General features: G+C 71.3%; 14 protein-coding genes and 2 pseudogenes. 10 read left to right on the forward strand and 6 right to left on the reverse strand.

Translation table 11 applies throughout. The annotated features are described in order from the left end of the window. Window positions 1-20: 20 nt before the first annotated feature. Window positions 21-1,853 carry an asparagine synthase (glutamine-hydrolyzing) gene (asnB, locus tag ACFXDE_RS16280; protein WP_380494683.1) on the reverse strand — a complete coding sequence of 611 codons (1,833 nt, stop codon included), beginning with the start codon at window positions 1,851-1,853 and terminating at the stop codon, window positions 21-23. A 45-nt stretch (window positions 1,854-1,898) separates the two neighbouring features. After that, a complete protein-coding gene (locus tag ACFXDE_RS16285) occupies window positions 1,899-3,269 on the reverse strand; it encodes an MFS transporter (protein ID WP_380494685.1) in 1,371 nt (456 codons plus the stop codon). A gap of 254 nt (window positions 3,270-3,523) precedes the next feature. On the opposite strand from ACFXDE_RS16285, the pseudogene ACFXDE_RS16290 reads away from it, so the two are divergent. Further along, window positions 3,524-3,643, forward strand: a pseudogene (locus ACFXDE_RS16290) (MHYT domain-containing protein); the annotation flags it as partial. 14 nt (window positions 3,644-3,657) lie between these two features. Here ACFXDE_RS16290 and ACFXDE_RS16295 read toward each other — a convergent pair. Next, window positions 3,658-4,035, reverse strand: a complete 378-nt coding sequence (locus ACFXDE_RS16295) for a winged helix-turn-helix transcriptional regulator (RefSeq protein ID WP_380440782.1) — start codon at window positions 4,033-4,035, stop codon at window positions 3,658-3,660. Between the two features lie 212 nt (window positions 4,036-4,247). Between ACFXDE_RS16295 and ACFXDE_RS16300 the strand changes: the two genes are divergently transcribed. Together ACFXDE_RS16300 and ACFXDE_RS16305 are read left to right on the forward strand one after the other, a co-directional pair. Continuing rightward, complete coding sequence (locus ACFXDE_RS16300) at window positions 4,248-4,568, forward strand: NIPSNAP family protein (protein ID WP_380494688.1); 321 nt, start codon at window positions 4,248-4,250, stop codon at window positions 4,566-4,568. 273 nt (window positions 4,569-4,841) lie between these two features. Further along, window positions 4,842-8,951 carry an AAA family ATPase gene (locus ACFXDE_RS16305; RefSeq protein WP_380494690.1) on the forward strand — a complete coding sequence of 1,370 codons (4,110 nt, stop codon included), beginning with the start codon at window positions 4,842-4,844 and terminating at the stop codon, window positions 8,949-8,951. Between the two features lie 390 nt (window positions 8,952-9,341). On the opposite strand, the gene ACFXDE_RS16310 is transcribed toward ACFXDE_RS16305, so the two are convergent. After that, entirely contained in the window at window positions 9,342-9,515 is a 174-nt protein-coding gene (locus ACFXDE_RS16310; protein ID WP_380494692.1) for a hypothetical protein, read from the reverse strand. 183 nt (window positions 9,516-9,698) lie between these two features. Between ACFXDE_RS16310 and ACFXDE_RS16315 the strand changes: the two genes are divergently transcribed. Further along, window positions 9,699-13,409 (forward strand): hypothetical protein, encoded by a 3,711-nt coding sequence (locus tag ACFXDE_RS16315; RefSeq protein WP_380494694.1) that lies wholly within the window; start codon window positions 9,699-9,701, stop codon window positions 13,407-13,409. Between the two features lie 359 nt (window positions 13,410-13,768). Here ACFXDE_RS16315 and ACFXDE_RS16320 read toward each other — a convergent pair whose 3' ends face one another. Both ACFXDE_RS16320 and ACFXDE_RS16325 read right to left on the reverse strand, forming a co-directional pair. After that, window positions 13,769-14,128 carry a hypothetical protein gene (locus ACFXDE_RS16320; protein ID WP_380494696.1) on the reverse strand — a complete coding sequence of 120 codons (360 nt, stop codon included), beginning with the start codon at window positions 14,126-14,128 and terminating at the stop codon, window positions 13,769-13,771. A gap of 241 nt (window positions 14,129-14,369) precedes the next feature. Continuing rightward, window positions 14,370-14,498, reverse strand: a pseudogene (locus ACFXDE_RS16325) (beta-L-arabinofuranosidase domain-containing protein); the annotation flags it as partial. Between the two features lie 553 nt (window positions 14,499-15,051). On the opposite strand from ACFXDE_RS16325, the gene ACFXDE_RS16330 reads away from it, so the two are divergent. From ACFXDE_RS16330 to rbsD, 6 genes are all read left to right on the forward strand, one after another. Next, entirely contained in the window at window positions 15,052-15,816 is a 765-nt protein-coding gene (locus ACFXDE_RS16330) for a hypothetical protein (RefSeq protein WP_380494698.1), read from the forward strand. A gap of 354 nt (window positions 15,817-16,170) precedes the next feature. Beyond that, a complete protein-coding gene (locus tag ACFXDE_RS16335; RefSeq protein WP_380494700.1) occupies window positions 16,171-17,256 on the forward strand; it encodes a LacI family DNA-binding transcriptional regulator in 1,086 nt (361 codons plus the stop codon). Further along, complete coding sequence (locus ACFXDE_RS16340; RefSeq protein ID WP_380494702.1) at window positions 17,253-18,773, forward strand: sugar ABC transporter ATP-binding protein; 1,521 nt, start codon at window positions 17,253-17,255, stop codon at window positions 18,771-18,773. Before ACFXDE_RS16335 ends, ACFXDE_RS16340 begins: the two co-directional genes overlap by 4 nt. After that, the gene (locus tag ACFXDE_RS16345; protein WP_380494704.1) at window positions 18,763-20,709 is read left to right on the forward strand and encodes a substrate-binding domain-containing protein; all 1,947 of its coding nucleotides are present in this window, start codon (window positions 18,763-18,765) and stop codon (window positions 20,707-20,709) included. Before ACFXDE_RS16340 ends, ACFXDE_RS16345 begins: the two co-directional genes overlap by 11 nt. 79 nt (window positions 20,710-20,788) lie before the next feature. Then, a complete protein-coding gene (locus ACFXDE_RS16350; RefSeq protein WP_380494706.1) occupies window positions 20,789-21,694 on the forward strand; it encodes a ribokinase in 906 nt (301 codons plus the stop codon). After that, complete coding sequence (rbsD, locus tag ACFXDE_RS16355) at window positions 21,691-22,080, forward strand: D-ribose pyranase (protein ID WP_380448412.1); 390 nt, start codon at window positions 21,691-21,693, stop codon at window positions 22,078-22,080. The genes ACFXDE_RS16350 and rbsD overlap by 4 nt, the downstream gene beginning before the upstream one ends. The last annotated feature ends 9 nt before the right edge of the window (window positions 22,081-22,089 follow it).

A 22,089-nucleotide genomic window follows, 5' to 3' on the forward strand; every position in this document is an offset into this window, starting at 1 on the left:
GGGGTTGTGCGGAGGCGGGGTCACAGGGCCAGGGCGGGGCGGTGGTGGTCGAGCCACAGGGCGAGGTCGACGACGCGTTCCAGCCGGAGCCGGTGGCCCCACTGGAGCCCCTCGGCGGGGGTGTCGAGGGCGGTCTTGACGACCGTCTCGTCGGCGATGTCCCGTACGTGCGGCGCATCCAACGCCTCGCGGGCCAGGTGCTGGAGGCCGCGGTTGTACTCGGCGTGGTGGGTGGCCGGGTAGTGGTTCTTCGGACGCCAGAGGACCGAGTCGGGGGCGATGCCCCGGCCGACGTCGCGCAGCAGGCTCTTCTCGCGGCCGTCGTGGTTCTTCATCGCCCAGGGGGCGTTGAAGGCGTACTCGACGAGCCGGTGGTCGCAGTAGGGCACCCGGACCTCCAGGCCCTGGGCCATCGAGAGGCGGTCCTTGCGGTGCAGCAGCTGGCGCAGCCAGCGGGTCAGCGAGAGGTGCTGGAGTTCGCGCTGCCGGTGCTCCGCGGGCGTCTCGTCGTCGAGGTGCGGGACTGCGGCGAGCGCGCTGCGGTAGGTGTCGGCGCGGAACTCGGGGATGCGCAGCCGGGCAGCGAGCTCGGGGTTGAGCGGCATGGCGGCGGCGTCGCCGGTGACGAGCAGCCAGGGGAAAGCCTGCGCGGCGAGCGCCTCGGGGTTGTGGAACCAGGGGTAGCCGCCGAAGACCTCGTCGGCGGCCTCGCCGGACAGGGCGACCGTGGAGTGCCGGCGGATCTCGCCGAACAGCAGGTAGAGCGAGGTGTCCATGTCGCCGACGCCGATCGGCGAGTCGCGGGCGACGACGACGGCCCGGCGGTGGTCGGGGTCGAGCAGGGTGCGCGGGTCGAGGATCACGGTGGAGTGGTCGGTGCCGATGAAGGCGCCGGCCTCGGTGGCGAAGGGCGTGTCGTGCCCGGTGCGCAGGACGTCGCCGGTGAACTGCTCGGCCTGGTCGCTGTAGTCGACGGCGTAGGAGCGGAGCCTGGCCTGCGGGCCTTCCCTGAGCCGGAGTTCGTCGGCGACGAGGGCGGTGACGACGGTGGAGTCCAGGCCGCCGGAGAGCAGGCTGCACAGCGGCACGTCGGCCTCCAGCTGCGACCTGGCGGCGCGGTCGACGAGCTCGCGGACCCGCTCCTTGGTGGTCTCCGGGTCGTCGGTGTGCGGGTGTGCGGCCAGGTCCCAGTAGCGGCGCTCGCGGATGCCGTCGCGGTCGAGGACGAGCAGCCCGCCCGGGTGGACCTCGCGAACGCCGGCCCAGACGGTGGGGCCGGTGTTGAACAGCAGGCTGTAGGCCTCGCGCAGGCCGTCGGCGTCCACGGTGGGGGTGAGCTCGGGGTGGGCGAACAGGGCCTTGGGCTCGGAGCCGAAGGCCAGGCCGCCGTCGACCGCCGCCCAGAAGAGCGGCTTGACGCCGAGCCGGTCGCGGACGAGCAGCAGGCGCTCGCGCCGCTCGTCCCAGATGGCGAAGGCGTACATGCCCGCCAGGTGGTCGACCAGGGCGTCGCCCCACTCCAGGTAGGCGCGGAGCACCACTTCGGTGTCGCTGCGCGTCTCGAACCGGTGGCCGCTGCTTCTGAGCCGCTCGCGCAGCTCGTGGTGGTTGTAGACCTCGCCGCTGTAGGTGAGCACCACCTGCGGCTGCTCGGGGCGGTCGGCCATGGGCTGGGCGCCGCCCTCGATGTCGATCACGGCGAGCCGACGGTGACCGAGCGCGGCGTGGGCGCCGGTCCAGACGCCCCCGGCGTCTGGCCCGCGCAGGGCCATGGTCGCGGTCATCGCCTCGATGACGGGGGTGCTGCGCCGGAGGTCCTGGTGGAAGGACGCCCAGCCGGTGATTCCGCACATGCGTGTGCTCCAGGGGTGGAAACGTGACGGGGAGGTGACGAGGGCTCAGACCGCTCGCGCGGCGGTCGCGCGGCCGTGCCGTGCCAGCAGCGGGACGGCGAGGCACGCGCAGGCCGCGGCGAGACCGAGGCCGAGGTGCAGGCCGCCCGTCCCGGAGCCGCCGAGGCTCCACGTGGCGGTTGCGAGGGCCGGGCCGAGGGTGAAGCCGAGGCTGCGGGCGAGCTGGACGGTGGAGGCGGCGGTGGCCGTCGTCGCCGGGGTGGCCGAGGTCATGACCATCGCCTGGGTCGGGCCACCGTACAGGCCCATGCCGGCTCCGGCGAGGGCGAGGCGCCAGGCGATGTCCGGCAGGCTCCAGGTGTCGCCCAGCGGGACGAGGAGCAGGAAGCCGAGCGCGGTGAGCGTGGCCCCGCCGGTCGCGGTCGGCCGGGCGCCGAAGCGGTCCGCCAGCCGTCCGCCGAAGGGCCCGCCGATCCCCATGGCGAGCGGGAAGCACAGGATGGTCAGGCCGGTGGCGGTGGCGCTGGCGGCCTCGTCCCGTTGCAGGTGCAGGGCGAGCAGGTAGTGCATGACGGCGAAGGCCAGGGCGATGGCCAGCACCGCGGTGTTCAGGCCCGCCGTCCGGTTCGCCCGCAGTACGGATCTGACGGGCTGTCCGCCCGCGCGCCGCAGCCACAGCGCGGTCAGCGGTGCGGCCGGGGCCGCGAGCAGCAGCCAGGCCGGGGCGTCCGCCGTGAAGGTGAGCCCGAGGAGAACCACGCACACGGCGCCGCCGATGAGCGCCGCGTCGGTGAGCTCCGACCGGCCGGGCTTGACCAGGGCGCCGCTCCGGGGCAGGTGGCGGCGGGCGAGGAGCCAGGCCCCCAGGCAGACGGGCAGCTTGACGAGGAAGATCGCCCGCCAGCCCAGGTGGTCGAGCAGCATCCCGCCCAGGGCCGGGCCCGTGACCGCGCCGAGCGGCCCCAGCGTCGCCGGCACGCTCATCGCCCGGCCGCGCAGTTCGGGCCGCACCGACCGCATCGCCAGCACCGGCATCAGCACGAACAGCACCGCGCCGAAGGATCCTTGGACGACCCGGGCCGCGATCAGCGCCCCGGCCCAGGGCGCCGCGGCGGCAGCGGCGCTCCCCAGGGCGAACCCGGTGACGGCGGTGAGCAGCGCGGGGCGGGTGCCGACCGCGTCCAGCCAGCGTCCGGCCGGCAGGAGCAGTGCCACCAAGGGGAGTTGGTACCCCAGGACGGCCCACTGGGCGGTCGGCGCGGATATGTGGAAGCCCTTGCCGATGTCCGCGAGCGCGATGTTGACGATGTTCATGTCGAGCATCGCCACGAACGACAGCATCCCGGCGACCGCGACCAGGCTCCAGCGGTCCGTGCCGGCCGACGGCGCCGCCGCCTGGCCCGTCGTCGCGCTCACGCCGTACACCCTTTGCCGGCGGATCCCGGCCGATCCGACCAGCGCCTCATGGACCGCATGCTCCGTCCTCCTCCTGTGCCGGGCGCCGTCGGCGACGACACCCGGCCCATGAGTCGGACCGGAACCCCGAGAAGTTCCGAACACCTGCATGATTCTTCGCCGGACCGGCGAACCGCCCCTGAGCTGCCAGTCCTGCGTCCGGTCGGGCCGTACCACTACGGGAGCGGGGCGCGGGAACCAACTGATCGGACCACTGGGCCTTCTCGCACCCGGTGCGCAAGGTCTACTACAACCTCACCATCACCGGACTGTCCATCGCCGTCGCCTTCGTCGTCGGCGCCGTCGAGCTGGTCGGCGTCCTGCACGAGACGCTCGACCCGACACGGGCCTACGACGTGACCGGCTCGGCGCGGTAGGCGTGGTCGATGTTGTCCTCGACCCAGGAGCGCAGCGCGTTGAGCGGGATCGCGGCGCTGCGGCCGAGCGGGGTGAGGGAGTACTCGACGTGCAGCGGGACGGCGGGGTAGACGGTCCGGTCGAGGATGCCGAAGTCCTCCAGGCGGCGCAGTGTCTGGGTGAGGACCTTCGGGCTGACGCCCTGGAGCTTCCGCTGGAGTTCGCCGAAGCGCTGGGGGCCGTCTTCGAGGGCACCAATGGCGAGCGCCGACCACTTGTTGGCGAGCAGGTCGAGCAGGGCGCGGCAGGGGCACTGGGCGGCGTAGACGTCGTGGTGCACGTGCTGGCCGCTGGGGCAGGTGGTCGCCATGCTCACTCTTCCTCATCAGGTCACTTCCCAACGGGAAGTACTAGACCTTGATGGTAACCACCCCCACGGGGATAGCGTCGTCGACGTCGGAGGAGGGCCCGTCAACAGCCCTCCACGGAGCGCACTTGGGCCTCGCGCAGGCCGGCGCAGCCCACGTTCACCGACCGACCGTCACCGACTCTCCCTTCCAACAGCTACCTCGGAGGAACGCCGTGCATTACGAGATCCGCCGCTACCAGGCCCAGCCCGGACGACGCGACGAGTGGGTCCGTTACATGGAGGACGTGGTCATCCCGTTCCAGGCCGGACTGGGCATGGACGTGATCGCCTCCTTCGTCGACGACCGGGACGAGGACGGCTACGTCTGGATCCGCCGCTTCGAGGACGACGCGCAGAGCGAGGCCCTCCACGCGGCGGTCTACGGCCACGACCGCTGGAAGAACGAGATCGGCCCCGTGGTCTACGGCCTGCTGATCCCCGAGAAGTCCGTCGTCACCCGTGTGACCCCCACACCTGCCTCACCGCTGCGGTAACAACGCACTTCTCGGTGCCCACGCCGCGTACGGCGCGAAGCACAGGTGGTCGGCGGTGACCGTCCTGCAGAGCACGCCGACGTCCCGTCCAAGGCAACCCCCGCGAGCGGGGACTTCGAGGTTCCGGAGCCCCCGCGGCGCGCAGGCTCCGGAACCCTACGCTTCCACAACGAATGTGGCATTCCGCACCCGACGTGCGTGCACGCTCTGGTAGGCAAGTGGCGGCTGCAGGCGGGCGGCCGCGCAGTGCGACGCCCGCGGGAGGGGAAGCACATGAGCACGTCATCGAGGTCGGCCGTCATCGCCACCGAACAGCGGGCGGTCGACCGCGCGTACGCCTGTTACGAAGCCAAGCTCGCCGAACTGTCCGGCGACGCGACGGCCCGGGCGGCAGCCAGCGGGAAGGACGGCATCGCGGCCCGGGCGGAGTCCTCGGCCAGGGCGGAGGTGTTCCGTCTGGAGGGCGAGAACCTCGTCACGATGCGGGTGGACACCCGGTCGGACGAGTCGGGCGAGCCGGAGGTCTTCTACGTCGGGCGGCGGACGGTGCACGACGCCGAGACCCGCGACACCGTCGTCATCTCCTGGACCAACGCGCTCGCCACCGCGTGGCGCCTGGCCACGCCGGACGCTCCCGGAGAGGTCCGGTTGCGGCGGCGCCTGGACTGCGACCAGCGGACGGTCCGGGACTACCGCGACGAGATTGCTCCGCCGGTCCCGGCCTCCGTCGGCCCGGGCACGGATGTGCCGTCCCCCGGAGACGTCTTCGGCCCCGTCTCCGGGGGACGGCAACCGGTGGTGGACGATCTGCTCCTCCGGGACCTCGACCGCGCACGCCGCAGCCGCATGCGCGACATCGTCGAAACCATCCAGCCCGACCAGATGGCGCTGGTGGCCGGCCCGTCCACGGGTGTCCTGGTCGTCCAGGGCGGTCCGGGCACCGGGAAGTCGGCCGTCGGCCTCCACCGGGTCACCTGGCTCGTCGACAACAAGCGCTTCCAGGCGCAGGACATCCTGGTGGTCGGCCCGCACCGGAGGTTCCTGGAGTACGTCGGCCGGGTCCTGCCCACCCTGGGCACGCGCAACGTCACCGCCGTCGAGCTCTCCTTCCTCTGGACGGGGAGCGTGCGAGCCGAGGACACCCCGTCCGTGCGCCGCATCAAGTCGGACGAGCGCATGGCCGAAGTGCTGCGGCGCCGGGTCGAGGGCAACTGCCGGCCGGCCGCCGTCGACGCCGCCGTCACCCCCGCCGCGGACGAGCACGGCGAGCCGATGTTCACCATCGTCCTGGGCAGCGCACCCCTGAGGGTTCCGGCCTCCGAGGTCCGCCGCGTCTTCGAGGCCGCCCGCACCGGACCGGGCCACTACCGGGCCCGTCGGGACCGCTTCCGCGACGTGCTCGTCGACCTCCTGCTGGCCGCACTGCGGCAGGGTTTCCCCCAGCGTGCTCGTGACCGGACCGTTCGGCAGAGCATCGAGCGCCATCGCCAGGTGGCCGCGCTCGTCGAACGCGCGTGGCCTCCCCTCAGCCCGGAGGAGGCCCTGCGGAGCCTGCTGAACTCGCCCGGCAGACTCGCCGAGTACGCCGCCGAGGTGTTCGACGCGGCGGAGCAGGCACTGCTGTCGCGCCCGGCCGCCGAACGTGCCGAGGACGAGCCGTGGACCCTGGACGACCTGGTGTGCCTCGAAGAGCTACGGACCCTCATCTCGGGTGAGACGCCGCAGCGTTACCCGCACATCGTCGTGGACGAGGCCCAGGACCTGACTCCCATGCAGGCCAGGTCGCTGCGCCGCCGCAATCCGAAGGGGTCGATGACGGTCCTCGGCGACCTCGCGCAGGCCACCGGACCGCACGACTACCCGAGTTGGGAGCGGATCGGCCGGGTCCTGGCGGGTGAGGGCGGCTGGCACCTAGAAGAGCTCACCACCAGCTACCGGGTGCCTGCCCAGATCATGGAGTTCGTCGCCCCGCTCGCCCGAGCGGTGGCCCCGTCCGTTCCCTTCCCGGCCGCGGTGAAGGAGGCGGACGGCGAGCCGGTGCGGATCGTCGAGACGACGCCTTGGCAGCTCCTCGCCGAGGCGGTCGGGCACGCGGCACGGCTGGCCGGATCGGACGGTCACACCCAGCGCTCGATCGCCCTGGTCGTCCCCGACGACTCGGACTGGCTCCAGCAGGTCCGGCTCCTGGTCGACTCCACGGAGGCGATGACCGACGAGGTCCGGGAGGCGGTGACCGTCCTGACCGCCGGCGAGGCGAAGGGCATGGAGTTCGACCACGTCCTCGTCCTGGAGCCCGCGACCATCACCGCCCGCGGGGCCGAGGGCCCGCGGCAGCTGTACGTGGCCCTGACCCGGAGCACACAGACGCTGACGGTGCTGCACACCTCGCCCTTGCCTGCGGTCATGCTGCCCGCCGTCGGCCCGTCGCCCTCCGCCGGACCGGACGATCCCGAACCGGACGGCCCCGCACCGGACGATCCCGCACCGGAGCCGCCGTCCGGCTCGGCGCAGGATCGCGTCTGCTCACGCTTCCACCTGGACGGCGAGCGCTGCGAGCTGCCCGCGCAGAACGCCGACGGCTGGTGCCGTGACAGCTCGTGCGGCGGCTTCCGGACGAGCTCGGTGCCGGAGCGCCCGACACCTCGCAACCTGCCCAGGGTGCCTGCCGACGCCGACCTCGGGACCGGGCTGGAGGCGTCGGAGGCCTTCCTCGGCAGGCTCCGGGTGACCAGGGCCGCCGTCCGCGCCTTCGTGACCGCGCACGGCGGCAGTGACCAGGAGGCCGAGGCCGAGATCCGTGACGTGATCGCCACGTTCCTGACCGACGGGCGCCAGGCCCAGCAGACGGACGGCTACCGCCTCGTCGACCTCCATGGCTACCGGTTCGTCCTGAGCCACGACGGGACGGCCCTGACCGGCTACCGGAGCGTGCACGGCGAGCGGAGCCCCGCGCAGTACCTGGCCGGGGTCCCGTCCCGGTACCGGGTCTCCTGGCCCGCCGTCGCCGACCGTGGCCCGGCGCTCCAGGACGCGGCCGCGGTGCGCGCCCTGACGGTCGAGCAGATCCAGGTGAGCGCCGAGGCCCGGGCCGCGTACGCCGACCTCGCCTCGGACCGGTCGGATCAGTCGGACGCCTTCCTGGGCCGGCTCCGCAGCGCGCTGGCAGCGGACCTGTCCGGCGGCCACGTCGAGACCCAGCCGCGGGGCAATCACCTCGTCCTCGGTGCGTCGCGCACCTGGAACCTCTCGCCGGACGGCGGTTCGGTGCTCTTCGTCCGCAGGCCCACCCCGTTGGACGCGGAGATCCTGGCGGCCACCGGCCTGGACGCGGCGGACGAACTCACACCCGGTACCGAACTGCGGGTACGCGCCCTCGCCCACGGTGACCAGCTCCACTGGAGGGTCACCCCCGTGCCGGAGGACCGGAAGCGGCGGTACGTCCTGAAGCTGAGGCCCACCGAGCGGGCGCCCGGGGCCGGGCAGGAGCTGGACGTCTGGGTCGTGCAACGCCGCTCCGGCGTGTACGTCGTGTCGGCGAACGACTTCGGGCGCCACGAGATCTCCGGGCGCGCGACCGAGCGGTACAGGAGCGCGCTGGCGGTCCTCACCACCGTCGGTGAGGACGACGTCCCGGTCGAACTCCCCCAGACCGGCCTCCTCGGGCTCGACGCTCTGGTCGGCGGCTGCCTCCGCCGCGACCAGGCCGACTGGCTCTCCGTCTGGCGACTCCTGGGATCGCCGTCCTCCGCCGACCTGACGGTGCTGCGGGACCTCTCGCGCGGCCTTCCGGAAGCCGTGCGGTCGGCGGACACAGCCGAGTTGGCGCGGCTCGGCGAGGTCCTGCGGAGCAGCGGCTGGCGGGACCGGGCGGTCGCGGCCCTGGCGAAGCTCGCAGGCGAGAAGTCTGCTGAGGAGTCCGGCAAGGTGGCCGCAGAGGTGTCCGCCGTGGCCGCGCCGGCCGACGTCCTGACGGCCGAGCTCGCGGCCGCGGCCCAGGCCGACCGGACGTGCCTCCAGCACGAGGCGGTGCGCCACCGGCTCATGGCCGACCTCTTCGCGGCGGGCCACAAGCCGCGGGACTCGTCGATCGTCGACGTCGTCCGGCCCGGAGAGCGGGGTCCGATCGTCTGCGAGGTCCTTCCCGCCGGCCACACCTCGTACCACGCCGTGCGGGCCGGCGCCGTCCGGGTCCGGGAGATCGGGCAGGTGACCGACGAGACCCCCGAGCGACTGCACGTCGTCCTCACGTCGCCGCCCGACGAGCCGTGGATCCCCGACCTCGTGGAGCGGGTCCTCGACGTCTCCGTCCTCTGGCCCTCGGCCACCGGCTGGCAGGGCCCGGGCAGCTCCTCCGCGACCGGCACCGAGCAACCGGGCAGCTGACCGTCCGACACGTGTGCCCGACGGCGGAGTTCCACCGTCGGGCACACGTCGACCCGGATGACCCGTTGGCGACCTCCACCGGCGGCGGAGTGGTCCGGGCGCCCGGCGCCGGCATCCGTGACATCAGCCAACCGCATACCGCCCAGTCGGAGCGGACCCTGCCGACAGCCCTTCTGCGCGGCCCACCCCGCCGGCCTCGGAGGAGGCGCCGACGCTCGGGTGCCGTCGGCGAACGTGTCACGAGTCGCAGATGCCAGTGATCGTTATTGCTTTTCGGCGCTGTTGACCCGAGATTTCCGGCAGTATGCGCGTCTGTGGGGCCAACCATTGGCAGGGACGGATGAGCCGGTCGAACGCTGCTCGTTACGCGGTGGCGAAGCCGACGAGCCATCACCTGCGGCTGCCGCGCACGGCACGAATCACCTCCGCGACAGCCTTCAGCACGGTGGCGCGGTCCTTCGAGGCGGTGCCCTTCACCGCGACGATGACGATCAGAACGGCTGCGGAAGCAGCCATGAACGCGACGGAGATGGGCACCAGGGGGGCCCAGGCAGCGATGTTCACGGCGTTCCCTCTCTTCCTGCGACCATCGGGCGGGCCGCACGAAGGACATCACAGCCGACCGTCCCGCAGTACTGAAGCTTTGTCGGATCCGATGGACAGCATCTTTGAAAGCCCAGGTCACAGGGGTGTCGAGCCAGCCGTCGGATGGATCCGACGGATCCGATGGATCCGGGAAGGCGTGCGGTGAGCAAGAGGAAGGCGGACCTCGGCGACGGACGGGAGATCCTGGGCAAGGCGCTGCGCGAGTTGGCGGACTACGCGCTCCGGGGCCGGGACCGCAAGGAGGCCATCCGCTTAGCCGCAGCCGAGCTCCCTGGGGACCTCCTGCCCACCACCGTCCACGAGTGGTTCGCAAACGGCACTCCGGCCAAGGACTTCGAAACCCTGTGGGCCCTGGTCAGGCAGCTGCTGAAATGGGCCGATGAAGCTCGACCCGGCACCCCCGACGAAGCGAACGGCGACAGACCGAACAGGTGGTGGGACGACAGGAGGAACCTGTGGCGGACACGGTGGGAAGCGGCCAGGGCGTCCCGCCCCGTCACCCCGGGAACGCGCGCCACACCGCCACGTGACCGTGACGCCCCGGAGCCGGGCTGGTGGCGTTCCGGGTCGTCCTACCTGTACGGAATGGTGCGCGGGCTCGCACCCGCCGAGCTGATCGGCCGGGAGGACGAGCTCGCCCTGCTGCACCGCTTCTGCGTCGGGGACGGCCGGTTCATGCAGTGGCGCGGCGACTTGTGGTCCGGCAAGACGGCCCTGCTCGCGACGCTCGTGATGCATCCACCACCCGGGACCGAGATCGTCGGGTTCTTCGTCAACTCGCGGATGCCGGGGCATCACGACATCCGGGCGTTCTCCCGCTGGACGCTCGAACAGCTCTGGGCACTGCTCGGGCGCCCGGGAAGCCCGCCGGTCGGCGAACACGCAGACCCCTTGGTACTCCCCCGCATCCTCAGCGAGGCGAACGCACTCGTCACCGGGCACGGCCGCCGACTGGTCCTGGTCGTGGACGGTCTCGACGAGGACCTCGGCCCCGTCGTCGGCTGGCCGAGGCAGCGGAGCATCGCGAGCCTGCTGACCGACCTCGCCGATGAAGGAACGGCGGTGATCTGCGCCGTGCGGAGCACCGTGGAGCTGCCCCCCGACATCGCCGATCGCGGACACGCCTTCTGGCGGGCCGGGTCCACCGAGCTGCAAGCATCGCCGCACGTGCGGGACTTGCAAGCCCGGGCCCAGGCCGAGATCGAACAGATCGTGCCGATCGACGAGGACGCGCCCGAGCAGATTCGCCGGAGCCGTGAAGTGCTCGGGTACCTCACCGCGGCGGGCGGGGGCCTGACCACGCACGACCTCGAATACCTGACGGGGAAGGCGAACGCCGTCCTCCGCACCGCGCTCCGCGGTCTGGCCGGCAGGGTCCTGACCTCGTCCGACCTGGACGGCAGGACGACCCACTTCTTCCGCCACGAACTGCTGCGCCGCAGTGCCCTCACGAGCTTCGGCCTGGCACTCGGCCCGTACCGCGACTCGATCCACACCTGGGCGAGCCTGCTGGCCCGCAGCACCCCGCCGTGGCCGGAGGAGACGCCGACCTACCTCCGCTTCGGCTATTCCGAACTGCTGATTTCCGATCAGGACCGTGACCGGCTCACCCGGTTGGCGGCCGACCCGGCCCGCCAACGGCTCCTGCTGGGCACCCTTGGCGGCGACGCGGCCAGCCGCGCGGAGGTGACCGCCGCCCTGGAGATGCACACGTCGACGTGCGACCCGGAGTCGGCGGCCGAACCCGACCTCGCAGTGCTGTTCCGCCTGGCCCAACGACGCGACTTCCTCGACGGGCAAACCGCCGAGTTGCCCCTGTCACTGCCGGCGGCGTGGGCGGCGCTCGCCGAGCGGGCACGGGGCGAGGCTCTGGCCGCCAGCTTCGAGGACGGCTGGCGCCGTGCCGAGGCACAACGTGAACTCGAGGAGGGCTTCCGCCTGCCGCCACCGCGTCTGCGGACGTCGCAGGACCCGGTCCGTCAGGCAGTTGTCGACAGCGGGCTGCTGCCCCGGCGCCACCCGCTGCCCGGCGGTCGGTCCGCCGCCCTGCGCATCACCGATCCGCGGCGTCGGCTGGGGGCGCTCGCCGCACTGAGCCTGGCAGCGGCGGATCAGGGCCGGGCCGCCGAAGCCCTCGACCTCGCCCGCTCGGCGGAGGACCTGATCACCTGGATCACCCGGTACGAACTGGTCGACGCGCTGGTCGACGTCCTCGACGCCCTGGCTCAAGCCGGTGAACGAGAACGGGCCGTGGCGCTGGGACGGCGCTGGACCGCTCGTGTCACGCACGCGGAGGACATCGACCGCTTCCTGCCGGTACTCCTGCGCACCGAACCCGCAGAAGAGGTGCTCCGGCGCACGCACCGGGCCGAGGACTCCGCGGAGGACGACGGGGACGCGCGCCGGTACCGGCGTCGTGCGTTGTGGGGCATCGTGCGGTGGTCGTTGTTCACCGGCCAGTTCGCCGCGGCCTGGGACGCCGCGTCGGCGATCCGGTACGAGTTCTCCACCTGGCGGGCCCTCGACGCCGTCGCCCACGCGGTCGTGCGGGCCGGGCCGACGGCAGGCGACATCGAACACCTCGTCGCCGGAGCGAGATCACCGGACTGGGAGCGGATCGCCGTCTCCCTCCTCGCGGCGGGGCGGCTCGGCGACGCCGAAAACACGATCCGAGCACGTCTCACGTGGACCGAGACGCGCGCCCGGGCACTGACCGGCCTCGCCGTAGCCGTGGGCGCCACCGATCCGGAGCGGGGTAAGGACCTGCTGAACGAGGTGCACAAGCTCTGCCGGCCTGGAAACCCTCTCGCGGACGTCACAGCGTGCCGGGTCCGAACCCTGATCGCCGTGGGGGAACGTCACCGGGCCGAGGCCGTCGCCGCAGGAACCGTCGATCCGGATCAGGCCTCCCTCCTGCTTGCCGAGGTGGCGGAGTCCTGGGCGGAGACGGGGAACCCGGAGGAAGCCGAACGGATCGCCCGCACGATCGGTCCACTGGAGGTACGGGCCCGCACATTCGCCGCCATGGCCGTCCGGTCGCCGAAGCACGCGAGCCGGTGGCACACTGCCGCCTTCCACACGGCCGACGAACTCTCGACGCCGCCTCCGTTCGCCGTTCGGGCACAGCTTGCACGGGCGGCGATCGCGGCCCGCGACTTCGACGCCGTCGCCGGCATGCTTCGTGCGGTCGAGAAGGGCGACGTGTCCGACTTCACGACCCTCCTCCAGCTCCTGGCGGAGCCGTTGGCGGCTGCCGGGGCCGAGCACGTCCTGCGGCCGTGGTTCGAATCGGAATGGCTCGTCCTGCACGGCCCCGTCCGGTGCCTGGCAGCGGCAGCCAAGGGCGCCGCGAGCCGAGGTGATCTCGCGGCGGCCGCCGCATACGTCACGAGAGCAGCCGATGTCTGGAGCGAGCAACTCATTGCCGACGCCCTGGTCCGTGCGGAGTTCGATCCCGAGGACACCTTCTCCTCGGTACTGTTCGACCGCGACGGGGACCTGTGCGCCCTCGCCGAGGCGTTGACGGCCGCGGGCGACTTGGCCGACGCGGAGGAACTCCTCGACGACCGGATCGACCCGATCCACGCGTACGCAGCCCTGACCGGCCTGGCCTGTGCCTACCTGGCAGCCGACCGGACCGAACGGGCCATGGCCGTCGTGGAGAAGGCCCATGCACCGCAACGCCCGGCGATGCTGGCCGCGCTGGCCCGTCGGGCAGCCGCCCTCGACCGGATCGGACTGGCTCGACGGATGGTGGGTCGGGCGCTGCTGAGCGGCAAGGCGATCGTCCTGCTGGAGGAGATCGCCAGGATCGCACCGGACGTGGCCCGCGACCTGACCGACGAGCTCTGATCGACACGACCGCCGATGAATGCGACATGCGACATCCCGCGGGGCCCTTCGAGGACCGGACACTCCACGGGCACTTCCGGCGCTGGTCTGCGTGCCAGGGACGCGAACACCTCGGCCACGAACGGGCCGAGGTGTTCGCGTGGCTTCTCCACCTCACCGAGATCCACCGGCCGCAGCAGGCGCCTCCTCGGCACCCGAGATCAAGTCAACCTGGCGAAGGGCTGCCGGCCAAGCGGCACAACCATCCCTCGAACACGTCGAGTTATCGGGCAGCGATCGCCCGCCGCCGGCAGCCCTTCCTGCCGATGCTGCCACCGTCCGGCATCGCCGGCAACGGTGGCCCGAACGACGGCTGCCCGTCAGTACGAAGCGCTGGTGGCGCACCGGCCGAGGTCGGTGTTGCACACGATGACGCACGAGGTGATTCCGGAGTCCTGGAGTTGGTAGGTGTAGTGCTCATCGCCCCGGACGTTGCTGTAGGCGCTGGACCAGTTGCCGTTCGACTGCTGCAGGTTCACCGTGCAGTAGTTGCCCATGGTGGAGATCACGTAGCCCTGCACCCAGTCGTGCCCGTTGTAGTACTGATCGATCATGCCCCCGGCACAGCCGGGGACGTTGGCGGTGAAGGTGGCGTCGGCCGACGCCACCCCAGTGCTCAGGCCCAGGCTGCCTGCTGCGACGGCAGTCACGGCGGCGAGGCGGACAGCAGCGGTGCGCAACCCAATCATCTTTTCCCCCTGTGGAGTTGACGGCTGGTTACTGCGACGACCCATGCTGCCATCGAACCCCCCTGAAGGCACGTCTCCCGTACAAATCCGCACACCCCTCGGAGTCGCCGATCAGGGCGGTGCAGCGGCTCCGGCGCTTTGTCCTAGGTGTGGGAGTGGTCGTGGTCCTGCTGGAGCTCGTATTCGTCCCACACCGGGAACGGGTCATCGAACGACGTCCAGACGTGCTGTACGAGGCCCGGTCCGGGCTCAGCTGCCACAGCTCCCGGGTCAGCTTGAGCATGTTGTAGGAGTTGCAGAGCTCGCAGGTGTCGTCGGTGAGGTAGCCGGAGATCGCGTTCGCGGCCCGGAAGTGCTCCGCTCACAAATAGCGTGTCAATGCTTTCGACGGGCAGTACCGGCAACGTCGCTGCGGCCCAACTGTCCTGCATCCCCGCCGTCCGAGCTTTCCCGCCCCCACCAACCTCGGGAATCTCTTCACCCGTCACGTCGGCACCTGCCCCGGCACCTTCCGCCGCATCCGCCAGGGCCAGCAGCGGTTCCGTGAACGCCAATTGACGGGTGCGGCGATGCTGTCGAAAGCGATTCGACAGTCCTTCGAGGGTGATTCGACACTCGGCAGGTAAAAGAAGTGTGTCCTCCTGCACAGAGCCTTGCTGTACTGAGTCCCCGTCATTATTACTGTCCACAGACGCAAGCGCTTCGACGCTTCGCACTTGCGCCTGTCGAGCCCGGTGCTTGCGAGCAAGGGGACCGAGCACCGTTCCCGCAGTTCTTGAGCGCGCCACCTCGGACGGGGCTGAGCCGCGCCCGTCCCGAGCCCGGACCCGCCGGCGAGCGACACCTCGCCGCGCCGGACCCCGCCACCAGACCGGGAAGTCCGGAACAACCCATCGCCGTCCTTGGAGGGACACATGAGATGGCACACACGTAAATCCGTCAGCAGCAAGTCGGCCGGGTCCGGTCGGCTGGTCCTTGTCGTCGCCGTGATCGCCGGGTTCCTGAGCTTCGCGTCTCCGGCTCAGGCCCAGGTGTACTCCACCTGCGACAAGGGGGGTCAGTACACCCAGGGAAGCTGGACGATCTACAACAACATCTGGGGCCAGAACGCCGGTTGGCAGTGCCAGACCGTCAACAGCATCAAGTCCTGGTACGTCGACGCCGGCCACTCCGGCGGCGGGATCAAGTCCTACCCGAACACCTCGGTCCGACCCCGGACGCCGCTGTCGCAGTTGAACTCGGCGGGGTTCTGGTTCAACACGTCGTCGGCCCCCGTCTCCGGCAGTGACTGGTGGAACTGGACGAGCGACTTCTGGTCGACCGGCAACCAGGACGAGATCATGGTCTTCACCAGCTGGTCCGGGACGGCAGGCGGCTGGGGACGGCAGATCGCGTCCAACGTGACCATCGGCGGCATCCAGTACGCGTCGGTCTGGCAGGCCGATCCCGGCTGGAACGTCCTGCAGCTCATCCCCGCCCAGCAGACCAACACCGGCACCATCGACGCCTCGGCGGTCTGGCGATGGGCCGCGTCGCAGAACCTCCTGCGCAACACCGACTTCGACACGATGCAGTTCGGCATCGAGATCACCTCGACCAGCGGCGCGCAGAAGCGGTACTCGCTGAACGCCTACAGCGCCTGGTGGAACAACACCTCCGGCGGCGGATCGAACATCTAGCCGCACGACGCGCGACGGGCGGCTAGATACGCCGCACGTCCGCGTGGCAGAGGCTGACGGCCTTGGCCACGTGGGCGCCAGATCATGAGCAAAGCCCCAGGCCAGAGGCCTGGGGCTGGCCTTTTGCATGCCCGGTTCCCACTGCGGGTGGCCGATCGGCGGGTCCGGCTCCCCCGCACACGCCGGAACGGGACCGGCCGGACCGTCACGCACGGTGACGGCGGCGACATCGGCGCGTCGTTCATCACGATCAGGTTTCAGCCACCGGCTCAAGGCTTGCCCTGCGGGCGTGTAATCGATTCCAATCGTGGGAACGCGTTGATGTAATCGATTCCACGAGGAGGTGGGACGGCTGTGACGAGCATCAAGGACGTCGCCGCCGAGGCTGGCGTGTCCGTCGCCACTGTCTCGCGTGTCCTGAATGAGCACCCTTCGGTGAGCGAGGACGCGAGGGCGCGGGTGCTGGCCGCCGTCGCGTCGCTCGGGTACCGGCCCAACGCCGTGGCGCGGTCGCTGCGCACCGATCAGACCCGCACCCTGGGCCTCGTGATCAGCGACGTGCTGAATCCGTACTTCACCGAGCTCGCACGGTCCGTCGAGGAAGAGGCGCGGGCGCTGGGGTACAGCGTGATCATCGGGAACGCCGACGAGCGGCCGGAACTGCAGGACCACCACGTACGGACGCTCCTGGACCGCCGTATCGACGGGCTGTTGGTCTCGCCCACCGACGGCGGGTCGCCGCTCATGCTCGACGCCGCCCGGGCCGGGACACCGATGGTGTTCGTGGACCGGTGGATCCCCGGCGTCGACGTGCCGGTGGTGCGGGCGGACGGGCGGGGTGCCGTACGGGATCTCGTCCTGCACCTGCACCGGCTGGGGCACCGGCGGCTGGCGATCATCGCCGGGCCGGCGGCCACCACGACCGGGCGGGAGCGTGTGGAGGCGTTCCGCGAGGCGATGGAGGAGTGCGGCCTCGACCTGCCGGACCGGTACATCGGCCACGGTGACTTCCAGGCCGACAGCGGCCGGCGGGCGACCGAGCGGTTCCTCGACCTCGCCGAGCCCCCGCAGGTCGTGTTCGCGGCGGACAACCTGATGGCGCTGGGCGCCCTGGACGCCGTACGCGCCCGTGGTCTGCGGGTGCCGGACGACATCGCGCTCGCCGCGTTCGACGACATCCGCTGGTTCGTGCACACGGACCCGCCGATCACCGCGATCGCCCAGCCCACGGGCGAACTGGGCCGGGCCGCCGTGCGCGCGCTCGTGGACCGCATCGAGGGGCGGGAGCCGCGATCCGTGACGCTCCCCGCCCGTCTCGTCGTTCGCCGCTCGTGCGGCGAGAACCCCGCAGCGAACGAGAACCCCGCAACGAACGAGAACCCCGCAACAAACAAAAACGCAACGAACGAGAGCCCCGCAACGAACAGGAGCCAGTCGTGAGCAACGCGGACGAGTTGCTGCGCATCGAGGGCATACGGAAGACCTTCCCCGGGGTGGTCGCACTGGACCGCGTCGACTTCGACCTGCGGCGGGGCGAGGTCCACGTGCTGCTCGGTGAGAACGGCGCGGGAAAGAGCACCCTCATCAAGATGCTCTCCGGTGCCCACGCACCCGACGAGGGCCGCATCCTGGTCGGTGGTGAGGAGGTCCGCATCCATGGGGCGCAGGACTCCGAGCGACTCGGGATCGCGACCATCTACCAGGAGTTCAACCTCGTCCCCGATCTGACGGTCGCCGAGAACATCTTCCTGGGGCGCCAGCCGCGCCGGTTCGGGATGATCGACCGGAAGCAGATGGAGGCGGACGCCTCGGAGCTTCTGGAGCGCGTCGGCGTCAGCGTGTCGCCCCGTGCGCGGGTGCGCGAACTCGGCATCGCACGCCTGCAGATGGTCGAGATCGCGAAGGCGCTGAGCCTGGACGCGCGGGTTCTGATCATGGACGAGCCGACGGCCGTGCTGACCTCCGAGGAGGTCGAGAAGCTGTTCGTGATCGTGCGCACGCTGCGCGAGGACGGCGTCGGGATCGTCTTCATCACGCACCACCTGGAGGAGATCGCCGCCCTCGGGGACCGGGTCACGGTCATCCGGGACGGCAAGTCGGTCGGACAGGTGCCCGCCTCCACGCCGGAGGAGGAGCTCGTCCGGCTGATGGTGGGCCGGTCCATCGAGCAGCAGTACCCGCGCGAGCGGGCCGTGCCGGGCACCGCGCTGCTGTCCGTGGAGGGGCTGTCCCGGGACGGTGTCTTCCACGACGTCAGCTTCGAGGTGCGGGCCGGCGAGGTCGTCGGCGTCGCGGGGCTGGTCGGGGCGGGTCGTACCGAGGTGGTCCGGGCCGTCTTCGGGGCCGACCCGTACGACCGCGGTACGGTCCGCGTCTGCGGGGCTTCCCTGAAGCGGCACGACATCGGCGCCGCCATGACCGCGGGGATCGGGCTGGTGCCCGAGGACCGCAAGGGTCAGGGGCTCGTGCTCGACCAGTCGGTCGAGGAGAACCTCGGACTCGTCACTCTCAAGTCCGCGACCAGAGCAGGAATCGTCGACCTCAAGGGTCAGCACGACTCCGCCGCGCGGATCGCCGGGCAACTCCGCGTACGGATGGCCGGGCTCGGTCAGCAGGTGCGCACGCTGTCCGGCGGCAACCAGCAGAAGGTCGTCATCGGCAAGTGGCTCCTGGCCGACACCAAGGTGCTGATCCTCGACGAGCCCACGCGCGGCATCGACGTCGGTGCCAAGGTCGAGATCTACCAGCTCGTCAACGAACTGACGGCGGCCGGGGCCGCCGTACTCATGATCTCCAGCGATCTGCCCGAGGTGCTCGGGATGAGCGACCGGGTGCTGGTGATGGCCCAGGGCCGGATCGCGGGCGAGCTGTCCGCCGACGAGGCCACGCAGGACGCGGTCATGTCGCTGGCCGTGAGCAACCCCACTACCGAACTGGAGGCCTCCCGTGGCCGCTGAAACGCTCACGAGCGGTACGGGCGCCGGTGGCGCCGCGGCGTTGCGCCGTCTGCTGCTCGACAACGGCGCGCTGACCGCGCTGATCGTCCTCGTCATCGCCATGTCGGCGCTGTCGGGCGACTTCCTCACCACCGACAACCTGCTCAACGTCGGCGTCCAGGCGGCCGTGACCGCCGTCCTCGCCTTCGGCGTCACCTTCGTGATCGTTTCGGCGGGAATCGACCTGTCGGTCGGTTCGGTGGCCGCGCTGTCGGCGACCGTGCTGGCGTGGAGCGCCACGGCGCACGGAGTGCCGGTGGTCGTCGCGGTGCTGCTGGCGCTGGCCACGGGTGTGGCCGCCGGCCTGGTGAACGGCTTCCTGATCTCGTACGGCAAGCTGCCGCCGTTCATCGCGACGCTCGCGATGCTGTCGGTGGGGCGTGGTCTGGCGCTGGTGATCTCGGACGGATCGCCGATCGCGTTCCCGGGCTCGGTCTCCCACCTGGGTGACACGCTCGGCGGGTGGTTGCCGGTGCCGGTGCTCGTCATGGTGGTCATGGGGCTCATCGCGGCGTTCGTCCTCGGCCGTACGTACATCGGCCGCTCGATGTACGCCATCGGCGGCAACGAGGAAGCCGCCCGGCTCTCGGGTCTGCGGGTGCCCAGGCAGAAGCTCGCGATCTACGCGCTGTCCGGTGTGTTCGCCGCGGTCGCCGGTGTCGTCCTGGCCTCCCGGCTCTCCTCCGCGCAGCCGCAGGCCGCCACCGGGTACGAGCTGGACGCCATCGCCTCCGTCGTCATCGGCGGCGCCTCCCTCGCCGGGGGCACGGGCAAGGCCTCGGGGACGCTGATCGGCGCGCTCATCCTCGCGGTGCTGCGCAACGGGCTGAACCTGCTGAACGTCTCCGCGTTCTGGCAGCAGGTCGTCATCGGCGTCGTCATCGCCCTGGCGGTGCTGCTCGACACGGTGCGGCGCAAGGCCGGGGCCGCTCCCACGGCGATCGGGGCGCCCGGCGGCGGAAGGGGCAAGCAGGTCGCCACCTACGGGCTCGCGGCCGTCGTGGCGGTGGCGATCGTGGGTGCGACGTCGTTCCTGCACAACGGTCCGAAGTCCGGCACTCGGAAGATCGGCCTCTCGCTCTCCACGCTCAACAACCCGTTCTTCGTGCAGATCCGGTCGGGTGCGCAGGCCGAGGCGAAGAAGCTGGGGGTGGACCTGACGGTCACCGACGCGCAGAACGACGCCTCGCAGCAGGCCAACCAGCTGCAGAACTTCACCGGTTCGAAGCTCGGGGCGATCGTCGTCAACCCGGTGGACTCCGACGCCGCGAGCAACCCCGTGGCGGCCGCGGGCAAGGCGAAGATCCCGGTCATCGCCGTCGACCGCGGCGTCAACAACGCCGACGTGAACGCGCTGGTCGCCTCCGACAACGTCGCCGGCGGTGAGCAGGCGGCGAAGAGCATCGCCGAGAAGCTCGGTGGCAGCGGGAAGATCGTGATCCTCCAGGGGCTGGCCGGTACCTCCGCCGCGCGCGAACGGGCCGAGGGCTTCGCCAAGGGACTCCAGGCGTACCCGGGGATCGAGGTCGTCGCGCAGCAGCCGGCCGACTTCGACCGGACCAAGGGACTCGACGTCATGTCGAACCTGCTCCAGGCGCACCCGGACGTCCAGGGCGTCATCGCCGCGAACGACGAGATGGCGCTCGGCGCGGTGAAGGCGCTCGGGTCCAAGGCCGGCGATTCCGTGCAGGTCGTCGGCTTCGACGGAACCCCCGACGGGCTGAAGGCGGTGGAGCAGGGGACGCTGTACGCGTCCGTGGCCCAGCAGCCGTCGCAGCTCGGGAAGATCGCCGTGGACAACGCGGTCAAGGCGATCAAGGGTGAGAAGGTCGAGGAGACCATCAAGGTGCCGGTGAAGGTGGTCACGAAGGAGACCGTGGCCGGGTTCACCGGCTGAGACGGGGAAGGGGTGGCCGGAGTGCCCGCGGAAGCGGGGCTCCGGCTGCCCTGTTTCGGATTTCTGATTGGGGAGTTACATGTACGACTACGACGTGTTGGTCGTCGGGTCGGCCAACGTCGACCTCGTGATCGGTGTCGAGCGCAGGCCCGGGGCCGGGGAGACGGTGCTCGGCTCGGACCTCGCCGTCCATCCCGGCGGCAAGGGGGCCAACCAGGCGGTCGCCGCCGCGCGGCTCGGGGCGCGCACGGCGCTGCTCGCGCGCGTCGGGGATGACGCGAACGGGCGGCTGCTGCTGGAGTCGCAGCGGAACGCGGGGGTCGACACCGAGGGCGTCCTGGTGGGCGGGGCCCCGACCGGCGTCGCGCTGATCACCGTCGACCCGTCGGGCGACAACAGCATCGTGGTGTCACCCGGTGCGAACGGGCGGCTCACGCCGGAGGACGTCCGGGCCGCCGCGCCCCTGTTCCACGCCTCGCGGGTGGTCTCGGCGCAGTTGGAGATCCCGTTGGAGTCGGTCGTGGAGGTCGTGCGGCAACTGCCGTCCGGCACCAGGTTCGTGCTGAACCCCTCTCCGCCGCGGGCGCTGCCGGCCGAGGTCCTGGCGGCCTGCGACCCGCTGATCGTCAACGAGCACGAGGCCCGGGTGATCCTGGGCGGCGAGGCCACCGGCGACGATCCCGCCGCATGGGTACGGGAGTTGCTCGCGAGCGGGCCCACGTCGGTTGTAGTGACGCTTGGTTCGGACGGTGCGTTGGTCGCGTCCTCCGACGAGAAGGTCGTACGGGTGGCGTCGGTGAAGGTCGACGCCGTCGACACGACGGGCGCCGGTGATTCCTTCACGGCCGCGCTGGCCTGGAAGTTGGGTGCGGGGGCCTCGCTCGCGGAGGCAGCCGCGTACGCCGCCCGGGTGGGCGCCGTCGCCGTGACCCGGCGGGGGGCCCAGGAGTCGTTCCCCACCGCCGCGGAGGTCGAGGCGCTGTGAAGAAGGGCGGGATTCTGAATCGCCATCTCGCCGGAGCCATCGCCGAATTGGGGCACGGTGACCGGGTGCTCGTGTGTGACGCGGGGATGCCGATTCCGGACGGGCCCCGGGTGGTCGACCTCGCCTTCCGGGCGGGGATCCCGTCGTTCGAGGACGTACTGGCCGGGCTCCTCGACGAGTTGGTGATCGAGGGGGCGCACGCGGCGCAGGAGGTCCGGGAGGCGAACCCCGCCGCGGACGGGTTGCTGACCGGCTCCTTCGCCGGGCTGGAGTACGTGCCGCACGACAAGCTGAAGGAGCTGAGTGCGGGGGCGCGCCTGGTGGTGCGGACCGGGGAAGCCCGGCCGTACGCGAACGTGCTGCTGCGGTGCGGAGTGTTCTTCTGACCGACGCCG

The organism is Kitasatospora sp. NPDC059408 (assembly GCF_042751525.1).
GTDB lineage: Bacteria > Actinomycetota > Actinomycetes > Streptomycetales > Streptomycetaceae > Kitasatospora.